Genomic DNA, 22355 nt, shown 5'->3' on the forward strand with positions numbered 1-22355 from the left:
AAATAACTGGCGTTAAATTATTTGGGGAGATTTTAGTGAAGCTAAGTAATATTAGTATCGCGTGTTTTGGTTTGCTAATACCACTGGTTTCTAGCGCACAAACTTTAGAACAAGCAATAGCGACAACATTTGCAACGAACCCTGATATCAAAAGTGCGTTTAACGAGTATATGAGTAGTCGTTATATTATCGATAAATCACGTGGAGCATATAAACCTAGTCTCGATATTGACGCGGGTATCGGTTACGAGAGCATTCACCCTTCCGACTCTACTGGTAAGAGTGATACCGAGATGACCCGCAAAGATATGGCAATTACTCTTACCCAGTTGATCTGGGATGGTTCAAAAACCCTATATGACATTGATCGTACCTCTGCAGATGCAGAGTCTGTGCGTTATCAGTTGCTTGCAGATGCCCAAAATGTTGCGTTAGAAGTCATCAAAGCTTATTTGGATGTAGTAAAAACACAAAAGCTGACTGCGCTTTCCACTAGCAACCTAAACACACATAAGCGAATTTATACTGATATTAAAAAGCGTACAGAGTCAGGAATTGGCTCAGTTGCCGACCTTAACCAGGTTAAAGCTCGTTTAGCAAAAGCTCAAAGTAATGTTTTAGCTGCACAAAATAACCATAAAGACGCTCAAACAGCATTCTTTCGCTTAGTTGGTGAAGCACCAACTAACCTTATTTTTCCGCACGCAGACCAAAACTTTATCCCCAATTCTCTAGACGAGGCCCAATCGCAGGCTTTTGACAATCATCCTGTCATAAAAATAGCACTCGCAGATGTCGATTCTGCCAGGTTCCAATATAAACAAGCAGATGCAAACTATTTCCCAGTCATCTCATTTGAAGCGAAACAAAGCTGGAACGATGATGTAGGAGGAGTAAATGGTCTCAACTCTGAAACACAAGCAATGCTCCGTGTCCGATACAACCTTTACAACGGTGGCCGAGACTCTGCAAACAGTGACAGTATGGCCTACCAACTCAATAAAGCGAAAGACCTCAGAGAGCGAGCATACCGAAGTGTAGAGCAAGAGCTCCGCCTTTCTTGGAGCGCTCTTGAGCTGACTAAACAACAAAAGTCTTTTTTAATACAACACGTTGATTCCATGTCAAACACCGTTATTGCATACCAAAAACAATATCGTATTGGAAAGCGCACCCTACTTGATCTGCTGAACACTGAAAACGAGTTGTTTGAATCACGCAAAAACTACTTAGAAACACAATTCGCGCAGCAATACGCACAATATCGAACCCTGACTTCAACCGGGCAACTTTTAGACGCATTGCGCGTCGACATACCGGAAGCGTGGACTCAATCGGTGGAGTACTAAATACAATGAAAAAGAATCTTCTAATCACTCTGGCTTTAGTCATAATGAGTCATCATAGTGCATACGCAAAAGATGAGCTGGCGTACATTCCTATACCAAAGGCGAATCAGATTGCTGACCTAAACGACTTGGACCAAGATGGTGTGATAAACGCTCGTGATCTTTGCGCAGGTACTCCAATAGGGGCAGAAGTGGACAATGATGGTTGTGAAACCTATTTGCATAAAGAAGAGCAATACCAACTTAAGATTTTGTTTGATAATGACTCTGCTCTTATTAACCAAATTTTTAAAAACAAGATAGATGAGTTGGCTGCATTTCTTAAAAAGTATCCAACCACTTCTATAGAGATACAAGGATACGCAAGTAAGGTAGGACGCGCAGAATACAATTTAAACCTATCTCGCCATCGTGCAGAGAATGTACGCGATCTATTGATAGAAAAAGGAATCCCGGGTGACCGCCTCGCAATTATTGCTTTTGGCGACACACAGCTAGCAGAGCCGGGTATGGATCGTGTCAGCCACGCATTAAACCGCCGCGTTACTGCCACTGTTGTCGGCCAGCAAGGGATGGTTAAAGATGAGTGGACGATATTCACTACCTTCCCAGAAGTAAAATAAACTTATACCCCTGCTTATTTACATAGATGAGTGGGGGTATTTTCATGTCATTACGCCTAACTAATTAGACACAACTAATAAAACAAACACTAACATTAATCATAACTCACTAATATTATAGTAAAAATTAAAAGTGAGCCTTTGCTCTCTATTAGTAGTAATATATTAGAGTCAAAATGAAAACCACCAATACTTTTAAATGGGAAGAAGATAAGCCAATCAATAACACTGAGAGGTTTAAGCAATCACCTTTCTTCACCACAATATGAAATCAATTTATTATATAGCTTTAATAAATCAATCATCTATTGAGGAAACATAATAAAACATGACAGAAACATGTCTTCGTAGATTGAGCCAGTTATTAAAACATTACAAACACTCTCAAACGTATCAGGTAAACCTCGACGATTTAGAACTGGTTTTTTCAACTTCTAGACGCAATATATCTAATATACTGAGAATACTTGACAGCTACAATTGGATCCACTGGGAGCCAGGTCGTGGCCGTGGGAAAGCCAGCACACTAAAAGTGACGGTAACAATACACCAAGCCCTCTACTTTACGATTCGTAATGAAATCAACAATGGTAGTTTTGACGTCATCTCGAGGTTACTTGAGCATTACCGTAGCACCGCTGTAAGCGCACTTAGCCAAGCACTCGCAGAAGTTTCAGAAGAAAACAAAGATTCAAATACACTCATCGTCAGCCAGTATCCTTGGGTAGATGAGCTAACCCCTTCACTGACTTATCGCTTTTCGGAACTGCAGGTAATACGCAGCTTGTATGACACTCTTTTTACCGTTGATCACTACGGTCAATTAAAAAATCACCTCGCTTGTGAGTACAAAAATGAAGGCAGTTGTATATATATTTGGCTCCGCCCTGATATCTACTGTCACGATGGGCTAACATTACAAGCAGAAGATGTCGTAAACTCTTTAAATAAGCTCATTACAACAGATGGTCCCGTCCAAAAATTACTTCAGCAAGTCACTCGTATCAGCTTCGATAATGCCAAACAAGCTATACGTATTGACTTAAAGCAGCCTAATAACTTATTCATTTACTGCTTAGCAACCGCAAATGCGTCTATCACTACTCGACGTCAGAAGAGCTTTAAAGGTCGCAGTATCACAATAGGTACTGGCCCGTTTGTACTTAGGCATTGGGATACCGACAAAATAGTACTGAAGAAACATCATAACTATTTCGCAAAAAAGGCATTATTGGAGCAAATCACGCTCTCTCATCAGGGGACTGAGCTGGATCAATACATCAGTTATAATCAGGAAACTGACGATACCGAATGTTATATGATTCAGGCATTTTCTTTTCTAGCACGTAACCGTCGCGCCGAGTGCTCACTAAGCGAGCAAACTTGGCAGCGCCTATTTTCTTTTATCGAGAGTCGTAGATTTGAATTTGCCAAAGCGAATGGCTTGGAAACGATGCACATTCTCGATGATAGCTCTCACAACGAGAATGTTCCTCAGCTTGAGGGAACGTTGGTCATAACCCATCCAAAGTGGACGATTGATTATTTAAGTAAAGCGAACCAATGGATCGTAGATTTAATCCGTCAAACTGGGTTGCATGTAGAATTTGTGGAGCTAACTGACGCTAGTAATCCTCAACTTGTAAAAGAACAAGCCGACTTGCTCTTTGTCGAAGATGTCGTTGAGCCACCTTTAACCTATGGAATTTATGAGTGGCTATTAACAGGTACAGGTATTCGATTTGCTCTTCACTCTGATGAATTTGAACAGCATCTTAATCACGTACACGATGCAGTCTCTGATCCCACGCCTGAAAAACGTTTGGAGGGAATACTCTCGGAGCTCAGAGCTGATACAACAATCTTACCATTGTTCTGGGGGCAAGAAAAAATCACCATAGCGAAAGGTGTAAGCGGTGTTCAACTCCGTAAATCTGGGTACAGTGATTTCTACAAACTAAGAGTCAGAGCCGGACAAGACTAATCTGTTAGAAGCTTCTGTTTGCTAATTACTTTTGTAATCTACGATGTGAGTTTTCAAAATAACGCTTAATCGCACTAAGCGAGCACAAAATTGAACTCACCGACCACACGACCATCAATGTTGACAGGCTCAAACTGCAAATAATCACGGGCTTTTCCGCCCCACCACTCGTTACCAGTTCGCCCTTTCAAATAAAGCTGAGTCGTTAACAGCTCTTTCTCTCCACGCCATAGTTTGACGTGGATGTGGGGAGGTCGAGAGCTATATGGAACCGGAAATAACGTTTGAAAAAGGTAATTCCCATCTTCGTCAGTTAAAACTGCACCAAAGCCTGCGAAGTGAGGATCAAACTTATTATTGTTAGGTTGATTAGGGTGATTAGGGTGATCATATATGCCTTGTCCATCACATTGCCATAGTTCTATTTTCATTCCAGACAATGGGTTTCCTGCTGTATCCATTACCTTACCCTGAAGAAAAATGGGCTCACCAATAAGACCTTTCGACTGCAAAATCAAATTTTGACGAAATGGCACTGGAACCACGGGATAGAATGGTCCTTCCGTTTGAGGCGGTGTCGGCTTCATTGGGCTAGCGGATTTTAGCGAAGGCGCAAATATTAGCGACCATAAAGCTAAGAAGTGTCGACGTTCCATATCATCACCAGTGATTGTTTGCCTTACTTAAGTTTGGTGATTCTTGATGATTTTTCCAGCGTAGCAGTACACTAAAACAAACATGCCTCTGTTCAGGGCAACGCTGAACAGAGGCATTTACAAATTAGCTACTAATAATTAAACGGCTTCAAAGGCTAGTGCTTTCTTCTCTACCTGACGGAAGATAAGAGTGAGCACACCATTTACGGTTAAATAAAATGCGCCTGCAATACCAAATACCGTCAACGTATCGTAAGTTTGTGCGTTAATGCGCTGCGCGTAACCCATCAGATCCATGATCGTGATCGTGCTCGCTAATGACGTGCCTTTGAAGACCAAAATCACTTCGTTCGAATAAGCCGGAACGGCACGACGAATAGCGTATGGCAGCAGCACTTTTAGCGTTGCGGTTTTGTTCATCCCTAGAGCACGACACGCTTGCCATTGACCAGAAGGAATCGCGTTAAACGCGCCTTTAAACAGCTGAGTGCTGTACGCCGCGGTATTAAGCGCTAACGCTAACATCGCACAGAACCAAGGTTGGCTTAACCATGTCCAAAAAACACTTTCTCTCACTACATCAAACTGACCCGGACCGTAGTAAACCAAGAAGATCTGTACCAACAAAGGCGTACCAGTAAACAAGGTGATGATGCCACGGCTTACCCAATACAAACCCGGAGTACGTAGGATCAGAGTCAGCGTCATCATCAAAGCTAAGAGGCAGCCGACAACCAAGGAAGCGGCGGTTAATTGAAGGCTAGTACCTAAGCCATCCACCATTTGCCAAACGTGTTGTTCGTTCATGCGGTTGCCTCCTGTCCCATGCTCATGCCTTGAACTGAGAACTTCTTATCAATCAGTTTGACGGCACGTTGTGTAATCAAAGTGATGCCTAGGTAAATCGCCGCAGCGGTTGCGTACCATGTAAAAGCTTCATGCGTCGCAGCAGACGTTAGCTGCGCTTGTTTCAACAAATCCGTTACGCCAATCAGTGATACAAGCGCGGTATCTTTCAACAGAACCAACCATTGGTTAGTTAAACCTGGTAGCGCGTGTCTTACTGCTTGTGGCAAAACAACGCGAACAAAAGCATGTGCCTGACCGATGCCGAGTGCACTTGCTGCTTCTCTCTGCCCTCTTCCAACGGCTTTTAGCGCGCCACGTAGAGTTTGAGAAGCATAAGAAGCGAAGATCAATGACAACGCCACCACCCCAGACAAGAACGGGCTAACTTCAATAAAGTCGCCGGTGATTAAAAACAGAACCTGCGTCGAACCAAAATAGATGAACAACACGACAAGGATTTCTGGCAAGCCACGTACAATCGTCACAAACGCCGTCATTGGCCATTTAACGAAAACGCGGCGAGACATTTCACCACTGGCAAATACCACTGCCAGAATCAAACCGACTAAGAGGCTTGTGAAGGCTAGCTGGACAGTCATCCAACTAGCTTGAACAAGCGATAAAGAGTAACCCGTTAGTGCCATATTACTTACCGAAATAATTGTTGTAGATTACGTTGTATTCGCCGTTCGCTTTCACTGTTTTCAGTGCCGCGTTCAGCTTGTTCACTAGCTCGTCGCTACCTTTATTTACTGCGATACCAAAACCGTTACCGAAGTATTTAGGGTTAGTGACGTGCTCACCTACGTACGCTAGGTTGTCTTCTTTCTTGAACCATTCTGCTACGACTGCTGTGTCACCGAATACAGAATCAATACGGCCATTCTTCATATCGATGAACGCGTCTTGGTAGCTTGAGTAAGGAACCGCTGTTACGCCCGGCATTTGCTCTATCAGGTAGCTTTGGTGTGTTGAACCGTTTTGAACACCAACACGCTTACCTTCTAATGCTTTTTGGTCTGCGACTTTATCTTTGATAGAAACAAACGCTGCTGAGTTGTCGTAGTATGCATTCGTGAAATTCACTTGCTCCAAACGCGCCTCAGTAATATCCATTGCAGAGATAGCCGCATCGTAGCGCTTGAATTTTAATGCAGGGATCAGGCTGTCAAAAGATTGGTTGTGGAAGGTACATTTTGCTTCCATTTCTTTACATAGTGCGTTCGCCAGATCCACATCAAAACCTTGGATTTGGTTGTTTTCATCCATGTATTCGAATGGTGCGTACGTCGCTTCCATCGCGAATTTGATCTCTTCTTGTGCTGCTGCGTTTGCTGCCATAGTTGCAGAAGAAAGGCCGATTAGTGAAGCTAGTAGAATCTTTTTCATTGCAATACTCCGTGTGTACTTAGTGGGCTGACACTCGCAATGACAGCCGAGCTTATCTGTTAAATAGACTGAACTTTAAAAACGTAATTTAGTGATTTAGGTAGTCAGCAAACTGGGCGGTTTGCGGGTTAGAAAACGAATCATTTGTGCCGTGCTCGACGATGTATCCTTTTTCTAGATACAGTACGTGGCTAGCGATTTTTTTAGCAAAATCGACCTCATGCGTTACTACGACTTGGGTGATGCCAGTTTCGCTTAAATCTTTAATAATCTTAACGACTTGGTTAGTAATTTCCGGATCAAGCGCAGCGGTCGGTTCATCAAAAAGCAAGACTTCCGGTTTCATCATCAATGCACGAGCAATCGCCACACGTTGTTGCTGACCACCAGAAAGCTGCATCGGCCATGCATCCGCTTTGTCTGCCAAATGCAGTGTTGCGAGAATTTGCATTGCTTGGTTCTTCGCTTCTTCTTTATCCATGCCAGAGACTTTTACCGGAGCCTCAATCAGGTTCTCCATTACTGTCATGTGCGGCCATAAGTTGTACTGCTGGAACACCATGCCTACTTTACGACGAAGTGCTAAACCTTGTTTCTCTTTGATTTCAGTAGAGAAATCAAAAACATCATTTGCGATGTTTAGCTTGCCGTTATCCGCACCTTCAAGAAGGTTAAGAACTCGTAGTAGAGAGCTCTTCCCTGCGCCACTTGGACCGAGTAAAACCAGCGTTTCACCGCTTTCACACTTAAAGCTGACATCGTGAAGCACTTGTGTCTCACCGTAGGATTTATTGATTCCGCTTACCTGAATAGTCATGCTGACATACCGCATTAATTGTCACTTGGTATTTATATTACTCAACTGGACTTTTTATGCAATAAAAATGTATAAAAATTTAATTTGTTAATTTTTTGTATGATCAGCAACCACCAAGACAGAGTATCTGACTGGTTTGAAGAGTTAGTTTTAACTGAATTTGTTGAAGAAAAATCCAACAACATGGTGACGACCGAAACAAGGTTAAAATGGTGGTTATTTTTGTGCTGACGTGTAGAGGAAGTTTTGAGTCTATGAGGATGATCTATTCCAAGTACACCCGCTCATTTTTGCACAGCATCCCCTGTTAGCTTTCCTGTAAAGTCCTCTATGGCAGGGTCCTGATTACGACTTCGCGAATGGACTATAATTTCTCTTTGTATCTGACTCTTAATTTGAGTCATCTAAGTATTAATGGGATAACTCCATGTTGAAGTCGCATTGTTTTTCTCTCGTTACACTCATTTCTTTGAGCTTGCTTTCTGTACCCAACGTTTGGAGTAGAACAGCAATCGTGTTACCTGGGTTGCATGAACAGGGTATTGATCTTCAAGATAAGCCTATCTCTGCTGCCGCTGCACTTGAATGGGAGTTGGATAATGCCTATATCGTGTTTGGAGCTTACGAAAATAAGAGTGATAACGAGCGTGTAAAAGCGCTTGGTTACATGTACAACCAAAAGCTGGAACTTAACTCAGGTTGGCTGGAAAACGATATACGTAACCAAGCAGAAATAAATAACATCGATTATGAGAACTTTTTTCTTCATTTTTCGGAAGACACTGTCCTAGCTCAAGTCGACTCAAGCCATGGCGAGAATACTCTGCTCAATCGAAAACCGATGATTGTTGGTTATACGGCTAGTGCTGACCACGCCGGTTTTTGGCTATATCAACCACCGCCATGGGATGCTGATGTATTCGGTCAGGCGAATAATGGTGGTGCCCTCTATGTTTATCACTCAGAGAAGTTCGACCGCTTAACCCTTACGTTTTCCCAGTTTGCTCAAGGTGGCAACTTCATAATTGAATACCCTTCTGCCATCGATTCATTCGGTCTGGTAACAGAATGGAAAAACTTCGCAATTAAAAAAGACAAGACGGAGAACATGACTAAAAACCAAACGGTAAACTGGTCTGTTCCTTCGGATTGGGTTCGCGCTACGACACACGATGGTAGCGGACAAACCTATGGTGGCGGTCAGTATTTTGGGTCCACTTTTTTACGCGACGGCGGCCGCCTTTACGTTGCGAAAATTACTTGGCATGACGACAACATAGAAAACCGCCCACGCCTCGAAAACATTCAACTCAAAGATAGCTTCCCTGTCGTCAATGTCTCAGGAGCACCAACGGAGACACCTGAAGGACAAACTATTCAGCGCTGGCGACAAATCCGAGGTTTTGACAAATCAGCTGATCGAAACCAAGATAATTATCTTTCTTGGCAAGAGTTCAAGAGCCGCTCAAATAAGAATGCAACCGCACGATTTCGTTGGGAGGCACGCGTTGTTCCATTTGGTCGCATGTGGAATCAAACCTCTTCTTGGGCATTGACCAATCTCGGCAATCCCGATTTTGCCAATACAATGCGCCACTATTATCAAGCTGAATGGGCAAAACAAGGTTTAAACGGTGCGTACAACGACGATACGAATAAGTTACTCGGAGAAAATCAGTTCTACGTTTATTCCGGTGGTACGGTGGATGAGCTTGGTTTGGTGGCGGGAAGCCAAGCCGCTGATGATGCATACAAAGCGCAATTCTCGGCGTTCTTAAACAAATTGGCGACGCTGGATGCGGATGCGTTAATTGGCCTCAACATAGGCACGGCCAACTTATTCGGTCGTAACGGCCAAAACCACTTGGTTGATGCTGGCTCCTTGTACTTGCGAGAGCACTACCTTTTCCCTTCCACTGGCTTTAGTGGCTATGCTGGCTTGGCTAAGTTTTGGGATAACTCTGCTCTCGCCAAAGTTGGTCAGAACGTGATTTATCAAGCAACAACGCGTTATGGTCGCGTCCAATACTTTGGTAACACAGAAAACAATTGGAAGCAGGACCAATATTCTGCACTAGTAGTGTTCTACTTAAACTATCACCCTGAGCGCAGTTACTTTAGTCAGTGGAATAATGGCTACCGATATGGAAGCAATAACACCACCGTTAACAACTTCTGGAAGGCAGGCGTACCAAAGAATATTGCTTATCAACCTAGCACCTTGCTTGCCATCGATTTAGGTACACCAGCCAATCAAATCCCAGATGGGTATCAGGCGACTCCGCTAATGATGTCCACCAGCACGCCCTATTCCGCCGATTACACGGTGATTGGAGATGCTTCTATGAGCAAAGTGGCTCATCCTGACTTGCCTAATGGCGCTATCGATTTGTTACCAACCCATACGTACTTTGCGTATCGCTCAGACGATACGGTAGTGATGCATGGCCCTACGGAGATGGTGTTAGCCCGCGAATTCACCAAAGGCCGAGTGCTGTATCGGACTGACTTCTTTGGCAAGAATATCGATTATTTCTCCTCACCGAAGATGGCGTTCAAGCTTCCAGAGCCTATGCGACCTGTAGATCAAGACGGTAACATCGGCGACTATGTTTCTCACATTGAGATCGGTGGCTACGAAGGGGTGTTCTTGCTGTATTAACTCCCTTTCAACCACTTTCACTAAACGCTTCATAAATCGCCGTTTTTATGCTTAACGTCACTGAAAAAACCTTGTTCACTGAATCTTTGTAAACCGATGTATATACTGAAGTAAATGACAACGACAAGGAAATTCAGTCACATGAAGACGACACCTTCAATGCTCTCTGTTCTGCTGCTATCAGCATTATCAACTCATGCAAATGCGGATGAATGTGGAAAAATAACCATCGCGGATATGAATTGGAATTCGGCCAGCTTAATGGCGCACATCGACCAATTTGTCTTAAATGAAGGCTACCAGTGCGATGCGGAATTGATCCCTGGTGATAGCGTTCCTACAGGCACCTCTATGATTGAAAAGGGGCAGCCTGACGTTGCACCAGAGTTATGGACAAACGGTATTAAAGAAGCACTTGATAAAGGGATTGCGGATAAACGCTTGCGTATCGCTGGTGAGTCGCTTGTCAATGGCGGTGAAGAAGGGTTTTGGGTTCCCGCCTATCTGGTAAAACAGTATCCAGAGCTCGCGACGATAGAAGGCGTCATTAAACACGCCAAGCTGTTTGAACACCCTGAGGATGATGACAAGTTCGCCTTTTATAGCTGCCCTGCTGGTTGGACATGCCAAATCACCTCCGGTCACTTATTTAATGCATTAGGGTTAAGTGAGCACGGCTTTGAGATGGTTGACCCAGGCTCTGGCGCAGCATTAGCTGGCACCATCGCCAAAGCCTATGATCGCAAAATGCCTTGGTTTGGTTACTACTGGTCACCAACACCCGTATTGGGCAAGTATGATATGGTCAAAGTGGATTTTGGTAGCGGAACAGATTTGGAAGAGTATCGCAACTGTACCACCCAACCTGATTGCGCTTCACCAAAAGTAACAATGTACCCACCTTCTCCAGTTCGCACAGTAACAACTGAGGCATTTGCGAACAAAGAACCCCAAGCATTCGCGTACTTGCAGAAACGCGGATTTACCAACGAGGAAATGAGTGAAATGCTGGCCTGGATGGAAGATAACTACGCGGATGGTGAAGAAGCGATGTTTTACTTCTTTAATACCTACCCTGACTTATGGAAAGGTTGGGTATCTGAAGACGTCGCGGTGATAATCGAAAAAGCGCTTTGATGATTAATGCTTAGAGTGCTACAAATCGTTTAACCTCCCATACCGTTTGAATAAACGGCATGGGAGACTCGTCAACGATTCGTTAATACATGGTGTGACCATTCAATGTTTCTTTAGGAATCTCTTGCAGAGCGTCCCAATGTTCGACGATTTTCCCATTATGATCAAAACGAAAGAAATCCATCGTCACGTATTCAATATCATTAGGCCATGTTTGGTGAGTGTGTAGTGCCACCAAATTCCCTTCAGCAATGGCTCGCACAAACGTAATATCTTTATCGGGATACTCGTTTTGCATCCGCTCAAAATACTCGATAAAAGCCTCGGGGCCATTTCCAACTAATGGATTGTGCTGGATGTATTCATCGCCAACGTAGTCTTCAACCGCCTTTCTTGGGTTACCCCGATAGGCGGTTTCGTAAAACGCAATGGCATTTCTTTTGTTCTCTTGCAGGTCCATTTTCTTCCTTATGTCGCTCTACTTGGTATTTAACGATAATCATAGCCTTAGAACCTAAGAAGTGACCGAACATCGCGCACAAAAAAGGCCGCTAAACCGCAGCCTTCATCACTTGAAACTTGGAATCACTGTCCCTTCAGAGCTTAAAGCACACCACCAGCGCCCTGCATGGAACGCTCACTATTCTCCACTAGCAACGCGGTTGCGGTTTGTTTCAGTGTTTCCCACTCTTGGTCTTCGACAAAAATACCATTTTGCCAAGAGGCTTGTTGCGTGTTGCTTAACTCATCGCCTTCAATGTGAATGGTGTATCCCTGTGCGCTTTTCTCGATATCGAAATCGTTCACAGAGAGTTCGATAACCATACTATGCAAATCCGTATCATGCCCATCAAACTGATCCGAGAAAAAGACTTCTGGCGCGATTCGTCCACGATTTAACACATAAAGCGTTCGTTTTGGACTAGACCCATTGACCCATTGTGCACGGCACGCAATGCCTTTTGCAGAGAGCTTCAACAACTCACTAAAACCTAGCCAACGGTTATGACACTGTTTCAACTTGATAGTAATCGACTTACTGTTGATCATTTTCTCAAGTGCGAAATCCAACACGGCGGGTAAGTGGCACGCCACACTGCCATTGTGCAAATCCATCTCGATACTCGCTGACGTGTTGTTGGTCACCGACACCGCGCAGTCCGAATCTAACCCAAGAAACAGGCTGGCGTTATTAAAGTGACGCACCCCGTGCAGACCAACCATTTGCAAGTCCGCCACCATGTTCGCAATGACATCCGCCTCACCACAGTGACGGCGCATGCCAAGAAATGCCTTATTAACCGCGGCCACCAATTCGTTGTGAGAGACGATCATAATGCAAATCCTCCGTTGATTTTTAGATTGTCACTTTGCGCAATTTCTTCTCGTTCCGGCATGCTTGGGAAAATCCATGTGTCCGCCAGTTTAGGATCGTGAATTTCATCTAACAGCGGCGCGCCCTGGAAGAAAGTTACTCGAACCCAACGATCCGAGCGCGGATCAAACTTAGTCGCACCAAAGATCGCCAACTTACAACGCAATAAGTGCATTGGCAGTGCATCTTGGCGCAGCACGTTCATTTGAATATCACCCATTGCTCGGTTGCCTAACGTCCATACGCGACGTGTGATCGAACGGTAAGTCGGATTTTGCAACAGAAACTCTGCTACGGACATTTCTTCATCACAACCAAGCAAAGCGTGGTACAAGCGATTCACTTGTCTGCCGATATCAAGCGGCAGCTCTTTTTCTTCTCCTGCCTCTTCCCCACGAACACCAAGCCTTGGCTCTTCTTTGTCTTGTGAGCGATACCAGAACCAGTAGTTGTTCTCGGCTAGTGAGTAATCCGTATCAATCGCCCAGCGGTATTTGCTTTGCAACACTTCCAGTAAATCTTGGATCTTTTTCCCGCCCGGAATAGATAACGTTTCATCCGTATTCATTTGGCTAGCAAATTCATCCACTAAAGATGGGTAGAGTTCGATCAAGCAAGAGGTGAGGATTTCTTGGGCTTCCACACTCATTGTTTTCTTATGCTCGACCAAACTCGCCCAGTTCGGATGTAATGCCATTAACGTTGTTAGCTCCGATAGCAGTTGTTTGATGTCTGCTATCGCTTGATGATTGAGCCTGTCTTGATGTTCATTGATGGTGATGACTTGCTCTAAATGACGCTGTGCTTTTTGCAGCAATCCTTGCAAAGGAGCATGGAACGACGCTTTACACGGCATCGCAAAGACTCGCGCTACCGCACGCTCGCGAGAGGTCATCCATTGGTCAACGATGCACGGGTGATTAATCAAGTATGGAGCCATGCCTAAGCCAGTAGCATTGCCGACACCAAGGTAGCGCTGCAAGCCACGATGCAAAGCCACCGCGTTATCGCCACCTTGCTGAAGTGCTAGGTAGTGCACCCAATCCAAGCTGAATTCACGCAACATATATACCGCGCACATTTGCGCACTAAAAGACTGGCTGAAATCTGAGTTGTTCTCTAGCAGTTTGAAATCGGCGATGCCAAACTTGCCGTTCCCATACACAGCTGTGGTACGCAGGATATAACCCACTTCCGCCAGCTCTTTTGGCTCGGGCTGCTTGCCTTGAGAAAGGGCGCTAACAATGTGTTCAAACACACGCACGCTTTTGTTTGCGCGAGCCAGAACAAGCACGTTATTCGGATTGCGTCCCGCTTCTTGCAGCGGTACATTTGCTCGCAATCTTCCCAACAAAGTAACATCAACATCGCCTTGAACCAGTGCGAATGTGACGTCCCACTTTTCAGCAATGACGCGGTCATTACGCTCGTCATCAGTAATTTCATCACAGAACACCACCAAATGATAAACGTGCTCTGGCGTGGTCAACTTGTAAATAACGTGACCATAACCACGCGGACAAAGTTGCCACTCATGCTTGGTTACTTGCCAGTTTTGGCTTGCCATATTACGAATCAGGCTACGAACAAAGCTGATTCGGTTTTGGTGCATTGCGCCAAGCCTTTCGGCTGCCATGACAATCGCTGCGTCGCGCATAGTTGCTTCCGTATAAGTAGAACGATGTGCATCCATTTTGCTCACCACCTATTTGTTATTGTAAGAATACTAGGGTTTGTGCGGATGTAGGAGGAAAACACCCGCACAAGCTCCACGTTGTTTTAGTTAGATAATTGTTATAGCCCTTGCTCTTTCGCCATTTTGATTGCGATTTGCGGTGCATTCCAAAGTGACGGCAACAGAATCAGCGAAACCGGAACCGCGGTAATCACAATGAAAGATTGCAGTGCAGAGATGCCGCCAGAGCCAAGCGAAATCAGGATCAGAGCTGTCACACCCATCATTACGCCCCAGAAGGTACGGATGATCGCATTCGGCTCCGTTTCACCACTGATCACAACACTGATGGTGTAGGTCATTGAGTCGCCCGTCGTGACGATGAAGATCGTGGTTAAAATCAGAAATAGAATTGAAGTCAGCATTGGCATTGGTAGTTGCTGAGTCACCGCAAGCAAAGCACCTGGCAAGTTAAAGCCTTCAAACGCCGCACTCACACTACCCGGTTCAGTAATTTCAAACGCTAGGCCAGAGCCGCCTACAATCGTGAACCAAAAACAGGTGGTGAGCGGAGCCACAATGCTGATGGTGGAAATAACTTGGCGAATAGTGCGACCACGGGAAATACGCGCAATAAAGATTGCCATCATCGGACCATAACCAAGGAACCAGCCCCAGAAAAATACTGTCCACCAACTTAGCCAACCTTCGTCACCGCGATAGGTCGCCATTGGGATAAAGTTATCCAACATGCTTCCGACCCCTTGAATGTATCCGTTAAAGATAAAATTCGTAGGACCAAAAAACAGGATGTAAACCATCAATGCCATTGCCAGAATCACGTTGTAACGACTAAGCAGTTGCATGCCTCGGCTTAATCCACTGAGTGCTGACAAGGTGTAAAGCGCAATCGCAAACAAGATGATGATAAGCTGAGTCGTAAAGCCATCAGGAATATCAAACAATGCATTTAACGCGTAGCTAACCTGCAAGCCCAGAAACCCAATTGGACCAATGGTGCCCGCGGCTACCGCGATAATGCAGCATGCGTCAATCAATGCACCGAGCTGGCCTTTAAGCGCTCGTTCGCCCAAGACTGGATAAAGCAAAATACGGGGTTTTAGCGGTAAGCCTTTGTCGTAATGCAGGTGCATCACCACGATGGAAGTTAAGCTACCTACAATCGCCCAAGCCAGAAAGCCCCAGTGCATAAAGGATTGCGACAACGCATTCACCGCACCTTGCTGCGGGTTATCTTGCGCACCGTACAACGGGGGTGGGCTAACGTAATGCGCGATAGGCTCAGCCGCGGCCCAGAAAACACCACCACCAGCCAATAAGGTACAGAAAATAATCGCCATCCAGCGGAAAGAATCCATTTCTGGTTTCGCAATCCCGCCCAACATCACCTTGCCTGTTCGCCCTGCAGCCAAGCCAAGACCAATAAGAAAAGTGAGAAGCAGCAGTAACTGCCAGTAAGGACCAAACACCTGAACTGCCCAGCCAAAGCCGGCGTTAACGATCGTAGATAACAACTCGCCGTCATAAAGTGCAATAGCAACGAACAACGCGATAAAACCACCGCTATACCAAAAGGCCGGGTTATTCAGTCCTAATTTGTCCGTCGTGTTTTCTGTTGTTGATGTGTTGTGTGTTGCTTTTGACTTGCCCGATGACACGCTCATCGTGGAAGCTTTCATGCTATTGGTTAAATCAGACATACTCTGGCTCCAGAGGTTCTTTGCAGCTGCCAAAGACTGGCTACAAATGTGAGTTTTACGCCTGCCGTATTGTTGTTATGTAGGCAGGCGGTACCTAATTTTGGGAGTACTATGAAATAGGCTCTAATCCTTCTTTGAGGAAGTTGAACCAGTTTTCACCCAATATTTTTCCTGCCTCAGATTCACTGAATCCGTGACGCATTAATCCGTTGTAGATGTTCTCCATCCCTGCACTGCCGCAGAACCATGGCAGCGCATCTGGCCATCCCGAGTTACTTGCTGAACCTTCGCCGTAATCCATCGCTTTTGACCAACGACCGTTGCGCATCCACTCCAACACTTGTTGCGGCTGGTTTAGGCACAGATCGCTACCGATACCTAAATGGTCAACGCCAAACATGTCTGCGGTTTTCGCAACCATCTGGCAGAAATCATCCAGCGTGCACTGACTGCCATTTGGTAAATGGAACGGATATAAACTGAATCCGATCAAACCGCCGCGCTCCGTCAATGCTTTGATCACGGTGTTGGACTTGTTGCGCAGTGCGTCATGCGCAAATGTCGGGTTAGCATGGCTGATACAAATTGGACGCGAAGAGAGCTCGATAGCTTCCAACGTTGAACGCTCCGCGCTGTGGGACATATCAATGATCATCCCAACTCGGTTCATCTCTTCAATCGCTTGCTTACCAAAGCGAGTTACGCCGGAATCGTTTTGTTCGTAACAACCTGTCGCCAGTAAGCTTTGGTTGTTGTAGGTCAGTTGCATGATCAGCAGACCTTGGCGGCGCATCACTTCAATCAGGCCAATTTCATCATCGATTGGCGAGCAATTCTGCGCGCCGAAGAAGATGCCGACTTTGCCTTCTGCTTTGGCTTTTTCTACATCTGCCATTGAATAAATAGGCATGATCAGATCCGCATTTTGCTCGAAGCGCAAGTTCCATTCAGCAAAACGCGTTAAGGTTTCGCGCGCAGTTTCGTGGTAGACGATGGTGGCATGAACGGCCGTAATGCCACTCGCCTTAAGCGTTTGGAAATACTCTCGATCCCAATTGCAGTACTGCAATCCGTCAATCACAATCCGTTGTTGGTACATAACCACTCCTTAAACAATTTCTTAGCCTTTCAGTGCGGGTAACTGACACCATCAGCTACCCTGCTGTTCTTAGTAAGGGCGCTGATAAGCGGTTTTCACCACGGTGTAGAACTCTTTGGCGTACTGACCTTGCTCACGAGGACCAAAGCTAGATTCTTTACGGCCACCAAATGGGACGTGATAATCCGTACCCGCGGTTGGCAAGTTAACCATGACGCAGCCCGTTTGGACTTGCTGTTTGAAGATCGCGCTATTGCGCAGGCTTTGCGTGATAATGCCGCCTGTCAGGCCAAAGCGCGTATCGTTCGCGACCGCAATCGCCTCATCCAGATCAGAAACGCGAATCACGCTTGCCATTGGTGCAAAGACTTCTTCTTGGTTCACTTCCCAGCTGTTTTGTGTGTTCAAGAACAGGGTTGGTGACATGTAGTACCCGTCATGCTCTAGGCTCAGACGCTCGCCACCAAAAGCCAGCTCTGCGCCCGCTTGACGAGCGTTTTCGATCCACTCAAAGTTCGCATTCAGCTGGTTACCATCAACAACAGGACCCATGAATACGCCCTCTTCCAGTGCGTGACCCACTTTTAATTCGCTCATGCGTTTGATTAACGCTTCAACATACGCGTCGTGAATTCCGTCCATAACCACAAGACGAGAAGACGCGGTACATTTTTGACCTGCACCCGAGAATGAGCCTGCGATTGTGGCTTCAACGGCAATTTGAATGTCTGCATCATCTGCCACTACGAGCGCGTTTTTGCTGCCCATCTCTAGCTGACAACGTACAAAGTTTGGTGCCGTAGCCGCTGCAACTTTACGGCCTGTGTCCACAGACCCAGTGAAGCTCACGCCGTTCACATCCTTCGAATTGATAAGGGTATTACCTACTTGCGAACCGCTACCCAAAACGAGGTTAAACGTGCCAGCAGGTAAACCTTGGCGATGGATAATCTCTGTCAGCGCAACGGCACTTGCTGGGGTTAGGTTGGCAGGCTTCCAGACGACGCTGTTGCCAAACGCAAGTGCTGGCGCGATTTTCCAAGCCGCTGTTGCTGTTGGGAAGTTCCAAGGAGAGATAATGGCGATAACGCCGACGGCTTCGCGCGTAACTTCAACGGAGACACCTGGACGGACGGAAGCAGCGTTATCGCCAATTTGACGCAGAACCTCAGCAGCAAAGTATTGGAAGAATTGGCCAGCACGGTAAATCTCACCTCGACCTTCAGCAAATGGCTTACCTTCTTCACGCGAAAGCAAGGTGCCCAATTCGTCACATCGTGCAATGAGCTCATCACCAATCGCTTGTAACACTACTTGTTTGCGCTCGATTGGTGTTTTTTCCCACTCTGGCTGCGCTGATTTAGCCGCTTGAATCGCTTGCTCTACTTGCGACACACTCGCTTGTGCGAAATCGCCAATGTTTTCGCTGATATCAGAAGGGTTAATATTGGCGATGGTGTCCATGCCCGATTGCCACTCACCCGCTATATAGAGGGATTTTTCTGCTTGAACATTGTTAATAAAAGTCATGGTTCTTTCCTTGTTCTTCCGATTTGTGATGGCAAGCCACCCACTCACTGATCTCTAATTGTTCTTATTGGATTTATTCTGGTTGGCTTGCCGACGCGTAGACGACAAACTCCACCAACATCTCTTCTCGCGCTAACCCTGCAACCACCATGGCGGCGCGATTTGGGTACGGCGCTTCAAAATATTCCGCGTACACTTGGTTAACGGTCTTTAAGTATTCTCTGTCGGTCACATAAATCAGGACCTGCAACACCGAGTCCAAAGACTCCCCTGCACACTCCAGGGTGTGAATGAGATTGTTAAAGGTTTGACGTGTTTGTGCTTCGATGCCGCCTTCCACAACCGCACCTGTGTCATCAATAGGAATTTGAGCCGTATACAGGGTTCCGTTGTTGACTATCGCCCATTCAAGCGGCGCTTTAGAAGCAAATAGACTGGTTTTAACTGGGTGTTTTTTAGTAGGAGTATTCACGTGCCTTTCAACCTTTGTAACAGCTTTGTTTCAATATGGTTAAATGATGCACATTGACAGGCGATAAATCTAACGGTAAATTTTTTACATTTGATAAATAAAACTTATCACCTCATTGAGAATAACGTAAATAAAGGGATTAAGAGGCATTAGGGATGAGTATTAAGCTTCAACAATTAATGCATTTTGTGATGGTAGTCGAGGAAGGTGGGTTTCGAGCCGCTTCACATCGTGCAAATCGATCTCAGGCTGCGCTCTCCACGTCGATAAAAGAGCTAGAGAAAATGCTAGGACAAACGCTGTTTGAGCCCGGCAACAAAACCAAATTAACGCCTTTTGGTGAGATTTGTTTGCCCAAGGTGGTTCAGTTTCTCAATATCTACAGTGCGCTGGACAACGATCTCAAAGCTGCCGCGGCCGGACAGCAAGGGAGAGTGCGAATTGCGAGCGTTCCTTCTGTTGCAGCGAAACTCATCCCGAGCGTGTTGGCTGCCTTCTGCGAACAGTATCCAAATGTAGAAGTAAGCTTGATCGACGATAACGCGGCAGGTGTCGAGGCTCGCTTACTCTCTGGTGAAGTCGACTTGGCGCTCGGTAACCCCTCTCACCTCGATGAAGGCGGTATTGACTTTACGCCGCTGTTGTCCGACCCCATTGGCGTGGTGTGTTTAAAAGATAACCCGATTGCCAATCAAACAGAGGGAATCGAGTGGCAAACTTTGCTCGAACAACCTTTCATTCGCAACGGCACCTGTACGCTTCTCGATCCAACCCCAGCCAGAGCACTGAGTGAGCAAGCGCTCTATTCGGTCGAGAATATCACTTCGCTGTTTTCTGTCTTAGAACTTGGGATTGGTGTCACGACCCTACCTAAGCTTGCTTTCCCAACCAATGAAACACGCTTGGTTTGGATCCCACTTATCGATCCACCGCTTGAAAGGCAAATTGGTATCTTTACGTTGACTGACCGCACGATCTCGCCTCAAGCTAAAGCGTTTCATGATTTGTGTGTACGTTATCTAAACTATCAAGATGAAGAAACGTAGTTCGAAGGTTTTAGCTAACAGTGGCTCCATTAGATTTTAGAGCCACTGTTATTTGATATTAAGTGACAGATCCGGTCATATGAAATGACGAGGCTCTTATTGCACTTATTCTGGCTTGATATTCTGATTCATTCTGAACAAATTATTTGGATCAAACTTCTTCTTCACTTCTTGTAAACGCGCAAAGGTTGGACCGTAGGCAGACTCTGTACGTTCAGCTTCGTCTTGTGTAAGGAAATTGATATACGCTCCGCCACTTGCATAGGGCTTAGTCTTGGCAAAAAATTCCCTTGCCCAGTTGATGCAAGCTTCATCATCTTCTGCTAAATCCCATCTTCCATGCACATTTAATACATAGTTTGCATCACGGCTAGAATAAGCCATAGACTCAGGCTCAGGTCTAGAGGCAGCGCAGCCAAGAGAGGCGATAAAAATCTCACACTGAGGCGATGGTAACTTACCTGCGTATTCTATCGCTGCATCAATCACACCTTCGCTTAGCGAGTTAAAATTGTGCGATTTCCAATAGTTACGTGCGCCCGGAGTAAGCAATGGATCAAACGCTTGCTGCCACGCCGCAAATGGCTGTACACCAACATGCTCACCATGTGCATCACCAAACTCTCTCAACGGTGCAATTAACTTCTCACCTTCAGCCGGGTCACCCGCATAACATATCGCGAGCACAACCACTTCTTTACCGTGAACGCTTTCAGGTAAAAATGGGAGTGGCGGCGCTTTCCGACTCACCATCCAGACACTTAGATCATCAGGGGCCGACTCAGTGAATTTCGCAAACTGGGTGATAATGGATTTCGCTCGCTCAAATGGAAAGACAATGAGACCACTTAACACCTCTGGACCGACAGGATGTAGCTGGAATTCAAAACGCGTAACGATACCAAAGTTACCGCCGCCCCCACGTAACGCCCAGAACAAATCAGCATTTTCTGTCTCATTCGCGAGCAGTTGACGACCATCTGCAGTTACGACATTTGCAGAGACCAAGTTGTCTATCGTCATACCATATTTTCGGCTCAACCAACCAAAACCACCACCAAGCGTTAACCCCGCAATTCCCGTGGTTGAATTAATGCCGACAGGCGTTGCTAATCCATATTTTTGTGTGGCCTCATCGACATCAGCCAACGTACAGCCAGGTTCAACGAAAGCCCTTCTTTCGCTTTCATCCACTTGAACATGATTCAAAAGTGACAAGTCGATCATCACACCATGATCGCAAACCGCATTGCCCGCAATATTATGCCCACCACCTCGGACCGAAAGTAGCTGATTGTTATCCCGAGCAAAGTTAACCGCCATCACGACATCATCGGCAGACTTGCAGCGAGCGATAACACCGGGACTGCGATCTATCATGCCATTCCAGATTTGACGAACTTCGTCGTACGTAGGATCTCCGGGCAAAACAACATCACCCTGAAATTGATTTTTAAAGTGTTCAATGGTTGCATTTTCTAGACTATTCATATTAGTTGCCTCTCACGTTTTACATGAGGCTTGCAAAGCACAATGCAACGACAAGCTAATACAAGTCCCTCACAATTAAACGTGACGTTTGAGTAGCTATTTTCAGAAAATAAACAAGGCCCCACAGTAACGATACCGTAGGGTCACAAATTCCCTTACTCTCTTGGGTTCGATAAAGCTGAAACACAGTTATAAAAATCAGATAGTTATCGCAATGATACCGCACCTCAAAACACCTTCTGTATTCTTTACCCTGTGTGACACTCGCACCTAATTATTAATAAGTTCATTGTAAGTTTAGAATGCAATTTAGTTTCAGATATGAAACTTTGTCTTATAATTAATATTTTTAATAATTAGTTATATTACCTTTATTTATCAATTAAATAGGATTATAAACATATTTCGGACTGCGAATAGTGAATAGCCGTTAGAGGCAGTGATATTGAATTAAATTGAATAGCCTTCTTAGTGCTTTAG

At 45.5% G+C, this 22355-nt stretch carries 19 protein-coding genes; 6 read left to right on the forward strand and 13 right to left on the reverse strand.

The annotated features are described in order from the left end of the window. Positions 1 to 35 precede the first annotated feature (35 nt). The 3 genes from NDJ01_RS24065 (at position 36) to NDJ01_RS24075 (ending at position 3956) form a co-directional block, all read left to right on the forward strand. Entirely contained in the window at positions 36 to 1349 is a 1314-nt protein-coding gene (locus NDJ01_RS24065) for a TolC family outer membrane protein (protein ID WP_005390923.1), read from the forward strand. A 5-nt stretch (positions 1350 to 1354) separates the two neighbouring features. After that, complete coding sequence (locus NDJ01_RS24070; protein ID WP_168187771.1) at positions 1355 to 1972, forward strand: OmpA family protein; 618 nt, start codon at positions 1355 to 1357, stop codon at positions 1970 to 1972. Positions 1973 to 2300: 328 nt separating this feature from the next. After that, entirely contained in the window at positions 2301 to 3956 is a 1656-nt protein-coding gene (locus tag NDJ01_RS24075; RefSeq protein ID WP_258587509.1) for an ABC transporter substrate-binding protein, read from the forward strand. 74 nt (positions 3957 to 4030) lie between these two features. On the opposite strand, the gene NDJ01_RS24080 is transcribed toward NDJ01_RS24075, so the two are convergent. The 5 genes from NDJ01_RS24080 to artP all read right to left on the reverse strand — a co-directional run bounded on the left by NDJ01_RS24080 (position 4031) and on the right by artP (position 7667). Continuing rightward, the gene (locus tag NDJ01_RS24080) at positions 4031 to 4612 is read right to left on the reverse strand and encodes a protocatechuate 3,4-dioxygenase (protein WP_258587510.1); all 582 of its coding nucleotides are present in this window, start codon (positions 4610 to 4612) and stop codon (positions 4031 to 4033) included. Between the two features lie 138 nt (positions 4613 to 4750). After that, the gene (gene artM, locus NDJ01_RS24085) at positions 4751 to 5419 is read right to left on the reverse strand and encodes an arginine ABC transporter permease ArtM (RefSeq protein WP_258587511.1); all 669 of its coding nucleotides are present in this window, start codon (positions 5417 to 5419) and stop codon (positions 4751 to 4753) included. After that, positions 5416 to 6105: an arginine ABC transporter permease ArtQ gene (gene artQ, locus NDJ01_RS24090; protein ID WP_258587512.1), complete on the reverse strand. Its 690-nt coding sequence runs from the start codon at positions 6103 to 6105 to the stop codon at positions 5416 to 5418. The genes artM and artQ overlap by 4 nt, the downstream gene beginning before the upstream one ends. 1 nt (position 6106) lies before the next feature. Beyond that, positions 6107 to 6850: an arginine ABC transporter substrate-binding protein gene (locus NDJ01_RS24095; protein WP_258587513.1), complete on the reverse strand. Its 744-nt coding sequence runs from the start codon at positions 6848 to 6850 to the stop codon at positions 6107 to 6109. An 88-nt stretch (positions 6851 to 6938) separates the two neighbouring features. Further along, on the reverse strand, positions 6939 to 7667 hold the full coding sequence (gene artP, locus NDJ01_RS24100; RefSeq protein ID WP_101911867.1) for an arginine ABC transporter ATP-binding protein ArtP: 729 nt from the start codon (positions 7665 to 7667) through the stop codon (positions 6939 to 6941). Positions 7668 to 8094: 427 nt separating this feature from the next. On the opposite strand from artP, the gene NDJ01_RS24105 reads away from it, so the two are divergent. Then, entirely contained in the window at positions 8095 to 10329 is a 2235-nt protein-coding gene (locus tag NDJ01_RS24105; RefSeq protein ID WP_258587514.1) for a hypothetical protein, read from the forward strand. Positions 10330 to 10470: 141 nt separating this feature from the next. Further along, a complete protein-coding gene (locus tag NDJ01_RS24110) occupies positions 10471 to 11466 on the forward strand; it encodes an ABC transporter substrate-binding protein (RefSeq protein WP_258587515.1) in 996 nt (331 codons plus the stop codon). 82 nt (positions 11467 to 11548) lie between these two features. On the opposite strand, the gene NDJ01_RS24115 is transcribed toward NDJ01_RS24110, so the two are convergent. From NDJ01_RS24115 to NDJ01_RS24145, 7 genes are all read right to left on the reverse strand, one after another. Next, complete coding sequence (locus NDJ01_RS24115) at positions 11549 to 11926, reverse strand: nuclear transport factor 2 family protein (RefSeq protein ID WP_031777276.1); 378 nt, start codon at positions 11924 to 11926, stop codon at positions 11549 to 11551. Positions 11927 to 12069: 143 nt separating this feature from the next. After that, positions 12070 to 12801, reverse strand: coding sequence for a DUF3726 domain-containing protein (locus NDJ01_RS24120; RefSeq protein ID WP_258587516.1), 732 nt, complete (start codon positions 12799 to 12801; stop codon positions 12070 to 12072). Continuing rightward, positions 12798 to 14534, reverse strand: a complete 1737-nt coding sequence (locus NDJ01_RS24125) for a hypothetical protein (RefSeq protein WP_258587517.1) — start codon at positions 14532 to 14534, stop codon at positions 12798 to 12800. Before NDJ01_RS24125 ends, NDJ01_RS24120 begins: the two co-directional genes overlap by 4 nt. Positions 14535 to 14635: 101 nt before the next feature. Beyond that, on the reverse strand, positions 14636 to 16237 hold the full coding sequence (locus NDJ01_RS24130) for a BCCT family transporter (RefSeq protein WP_253657991.1): 1602 nt from the start codon (positions 16235 to 16237) through the stop codon (positions 14636 to 14638). Between the two features lie 109 nt (positions 16238 to 16346). Then, positions 16347 to 17336, reverse strand: a complete 990-nt coding sequence (locus tag NDJ01_RS24135; RefSeq protein ID WP_006742451.1) for a membrane dipeptidase — start codon at positions 17334 to 17336, stop codon at positions 16347 to 16349. Positions 17337 to 17405: 69 nt separating this feature from the next. Continuing rightward, positions 17406 to 18866: an aldehyde dehydrogenase family protein gene (locus tag NDJ01_RS24140; RefSeq protein WP_258587518.1), complete on the reverse strand. Its 1461-nt coding sequence runs from the start codon at positions 18864 to 18866 to the stop codon at positions 17406 to 17408. Between the two features lie 73 nt (positions 18867 to 18939). After that, on the reverse strand, positions 18940 to 19338 hold the full coding sequence (locus tag NDJ01_RS24145) for a RidA family protein (protein ID WP_005375789.1): 399 nt from the start codon (positions 19336 to 19338) through the stop codon (positions 18940 to 18942). A gap of 155 nt (positions 19339 to 19493) precedes the next feature. Between NDJ01_RS24145 and NDJ01_RS24150 the strand changes: the two genes are divergently transcribed. Then, positions 19494 to 20384: a LysR family transcriptional regulator gene (locus tag NDJ01_RS24150; RefSeq protein WP_258587519.1), complete on the forward strand. Its 891-nt coding sequence runs from the start codon at positions 19494 to 19496 to the stop codon at positions 20382 to 20384. 105 nt (positions 20385 to 20489) lie between these two features. Here NDJ01_RS24150 and NDJ01_RS24155 read toward each other — a convergent pair whose 3' ends face one another. After that, a complete protein-coding gene (locus NDJ01_RS24155) occupies positions 20490 to 21875 on the reverse strand; it encodes an FAD-binding oxidoreductase (RefSeq protein WP_258587520.1) in 1386 nt (461 codons plus the stop codon). Positions 21876 to 22355 lie beyond the last annotated feature (480 nt).

It is taken from the genome of Vibrio sp. HS-50-1, from assembly GCF_024747315.1.
Lineage (GTDB): Bacteria > Pseudomonadota > Gammaproteobacteria > Enterobacterales > Vibrionaceae > Vibrio > Vibrio diabolicus.

Bases quoted from the DNA above. Each gene is read 5' to 3' on its own strand.
- NDJ01_RS24070 (WP_168187771.1), top strand. From the start codon at position 1,355: ATGAAAAAGAATCTTCTAATCACTCTGGCTTTAGTCATAATGAGTCAT.
- NDJ01_RS24075 (WP_258587509.1), top strand. From the start codon at position 2,301: ATGACAGAAACATGTCTTCGTAGATTGAGCCAGTTATTAAAACATTAC.
- NDJ01_RS24080 (WP_258587510.1), bottom strand. From the start codon at position 4,612: ATGGAACGTCGACACTTCTTAGCTTTATGGTCGCTAATATTTGCGCCT.
- artM (WP_258587511.1), bottom strand. From the start codon at position 5,419: ATGAACGAACAACACGTTTGGCAAATGGTGGATGGCTTAGGTACTAGC.
- artQ (WP_258587512.1), bottom strand. From the start codon at position 6,105: ATGGCACTAACGGGTTACTCTTTATCGCTTGTTCAAGCTAGTTGGATG.
- NDJ01_RS24095 (WP_258587513.1), bottom strand. From the start codon at position 6,850: ATGAAAAAGATTCTACTAGCTTCACTAATCGGCCTTTCTTCTGCAACT.
- artP (WP_101911867.1), bottom strand. From the start codon at position 7,667: ATGACTATTCAGGTAAGCGGAATCAATAAATCCTACGGTGAGACACAA.
- NDJ01_RS24105 (WP_258587514.1), top strand. From the start codon at position 8,095: ATGTTGAAGTCGCATTGTTTTTCTCTCGTTACACTCATTTCTTTGAGC.
- NDJ01_RS24110 (WP_258587515.1), top strand. From the start codon at position 10,471: ATGAAGACGACACCTTCAATGCTCTCTGTTCTGCTGCTATCAGCATTA.
- NDJ01_RS24115 (WP_031777276.1), bottom strand. From the start codon at position 11,926: ATGGACCTGCAAGAGAACAAAAGAAATGCCATTGCGTTTTACGAAACC.
- NDJ01_RS24120 (WP_258587516.1), bottom strand. From the start codon at position 12,801: ATGATCGTCTCTCACAACGAATTGGTGGCCGCGGTTAATAAGGCATTT.
- NDJ01_RS24125 (WP_258587517.1), bottom strand. From the start codon at position 14,534: ATGGATGCACATCGTTCTACTTATACGGAAGCAACTATGCGCGACGCA.
- NDJ01_RS24130 (WP_253657991.1), bottom strand. From the start codon at position 16,237: ATGTCTGATTTAACCAATAGCATGAAAGCTTCCACGATGAGCGTGTCA.
- NDJ01_RS24135 (WP_006742451.1), bottom strand. From the start codon at position 17,336: ATGTACCAACAACGGATTGTGATTGACGGATTGCAGTACTGCAATTGG.
- NDJ01_RS24140 (WP_258587518.1), bottom strand. From the start codon at position 18,866: ATGACTTTTATTAACAATGTTCAAGCAGAAAAATCCCTCTATATAGCG.
- NDJ01_RS24150 (WP_258587519.1), top strand. From the start codon at position 19,494: ATGAGTATTAAGCTTCAACAATTAATGCATTTTGTGATGGTAGTCGAG.
- NDJ01_RS24155 (WP_258587520.1), bottom strand. From the start codon at position 21,875: ATGAATAGTCTAGAAAATGCAACCATTGAACACTTTAAAAATCAATTT.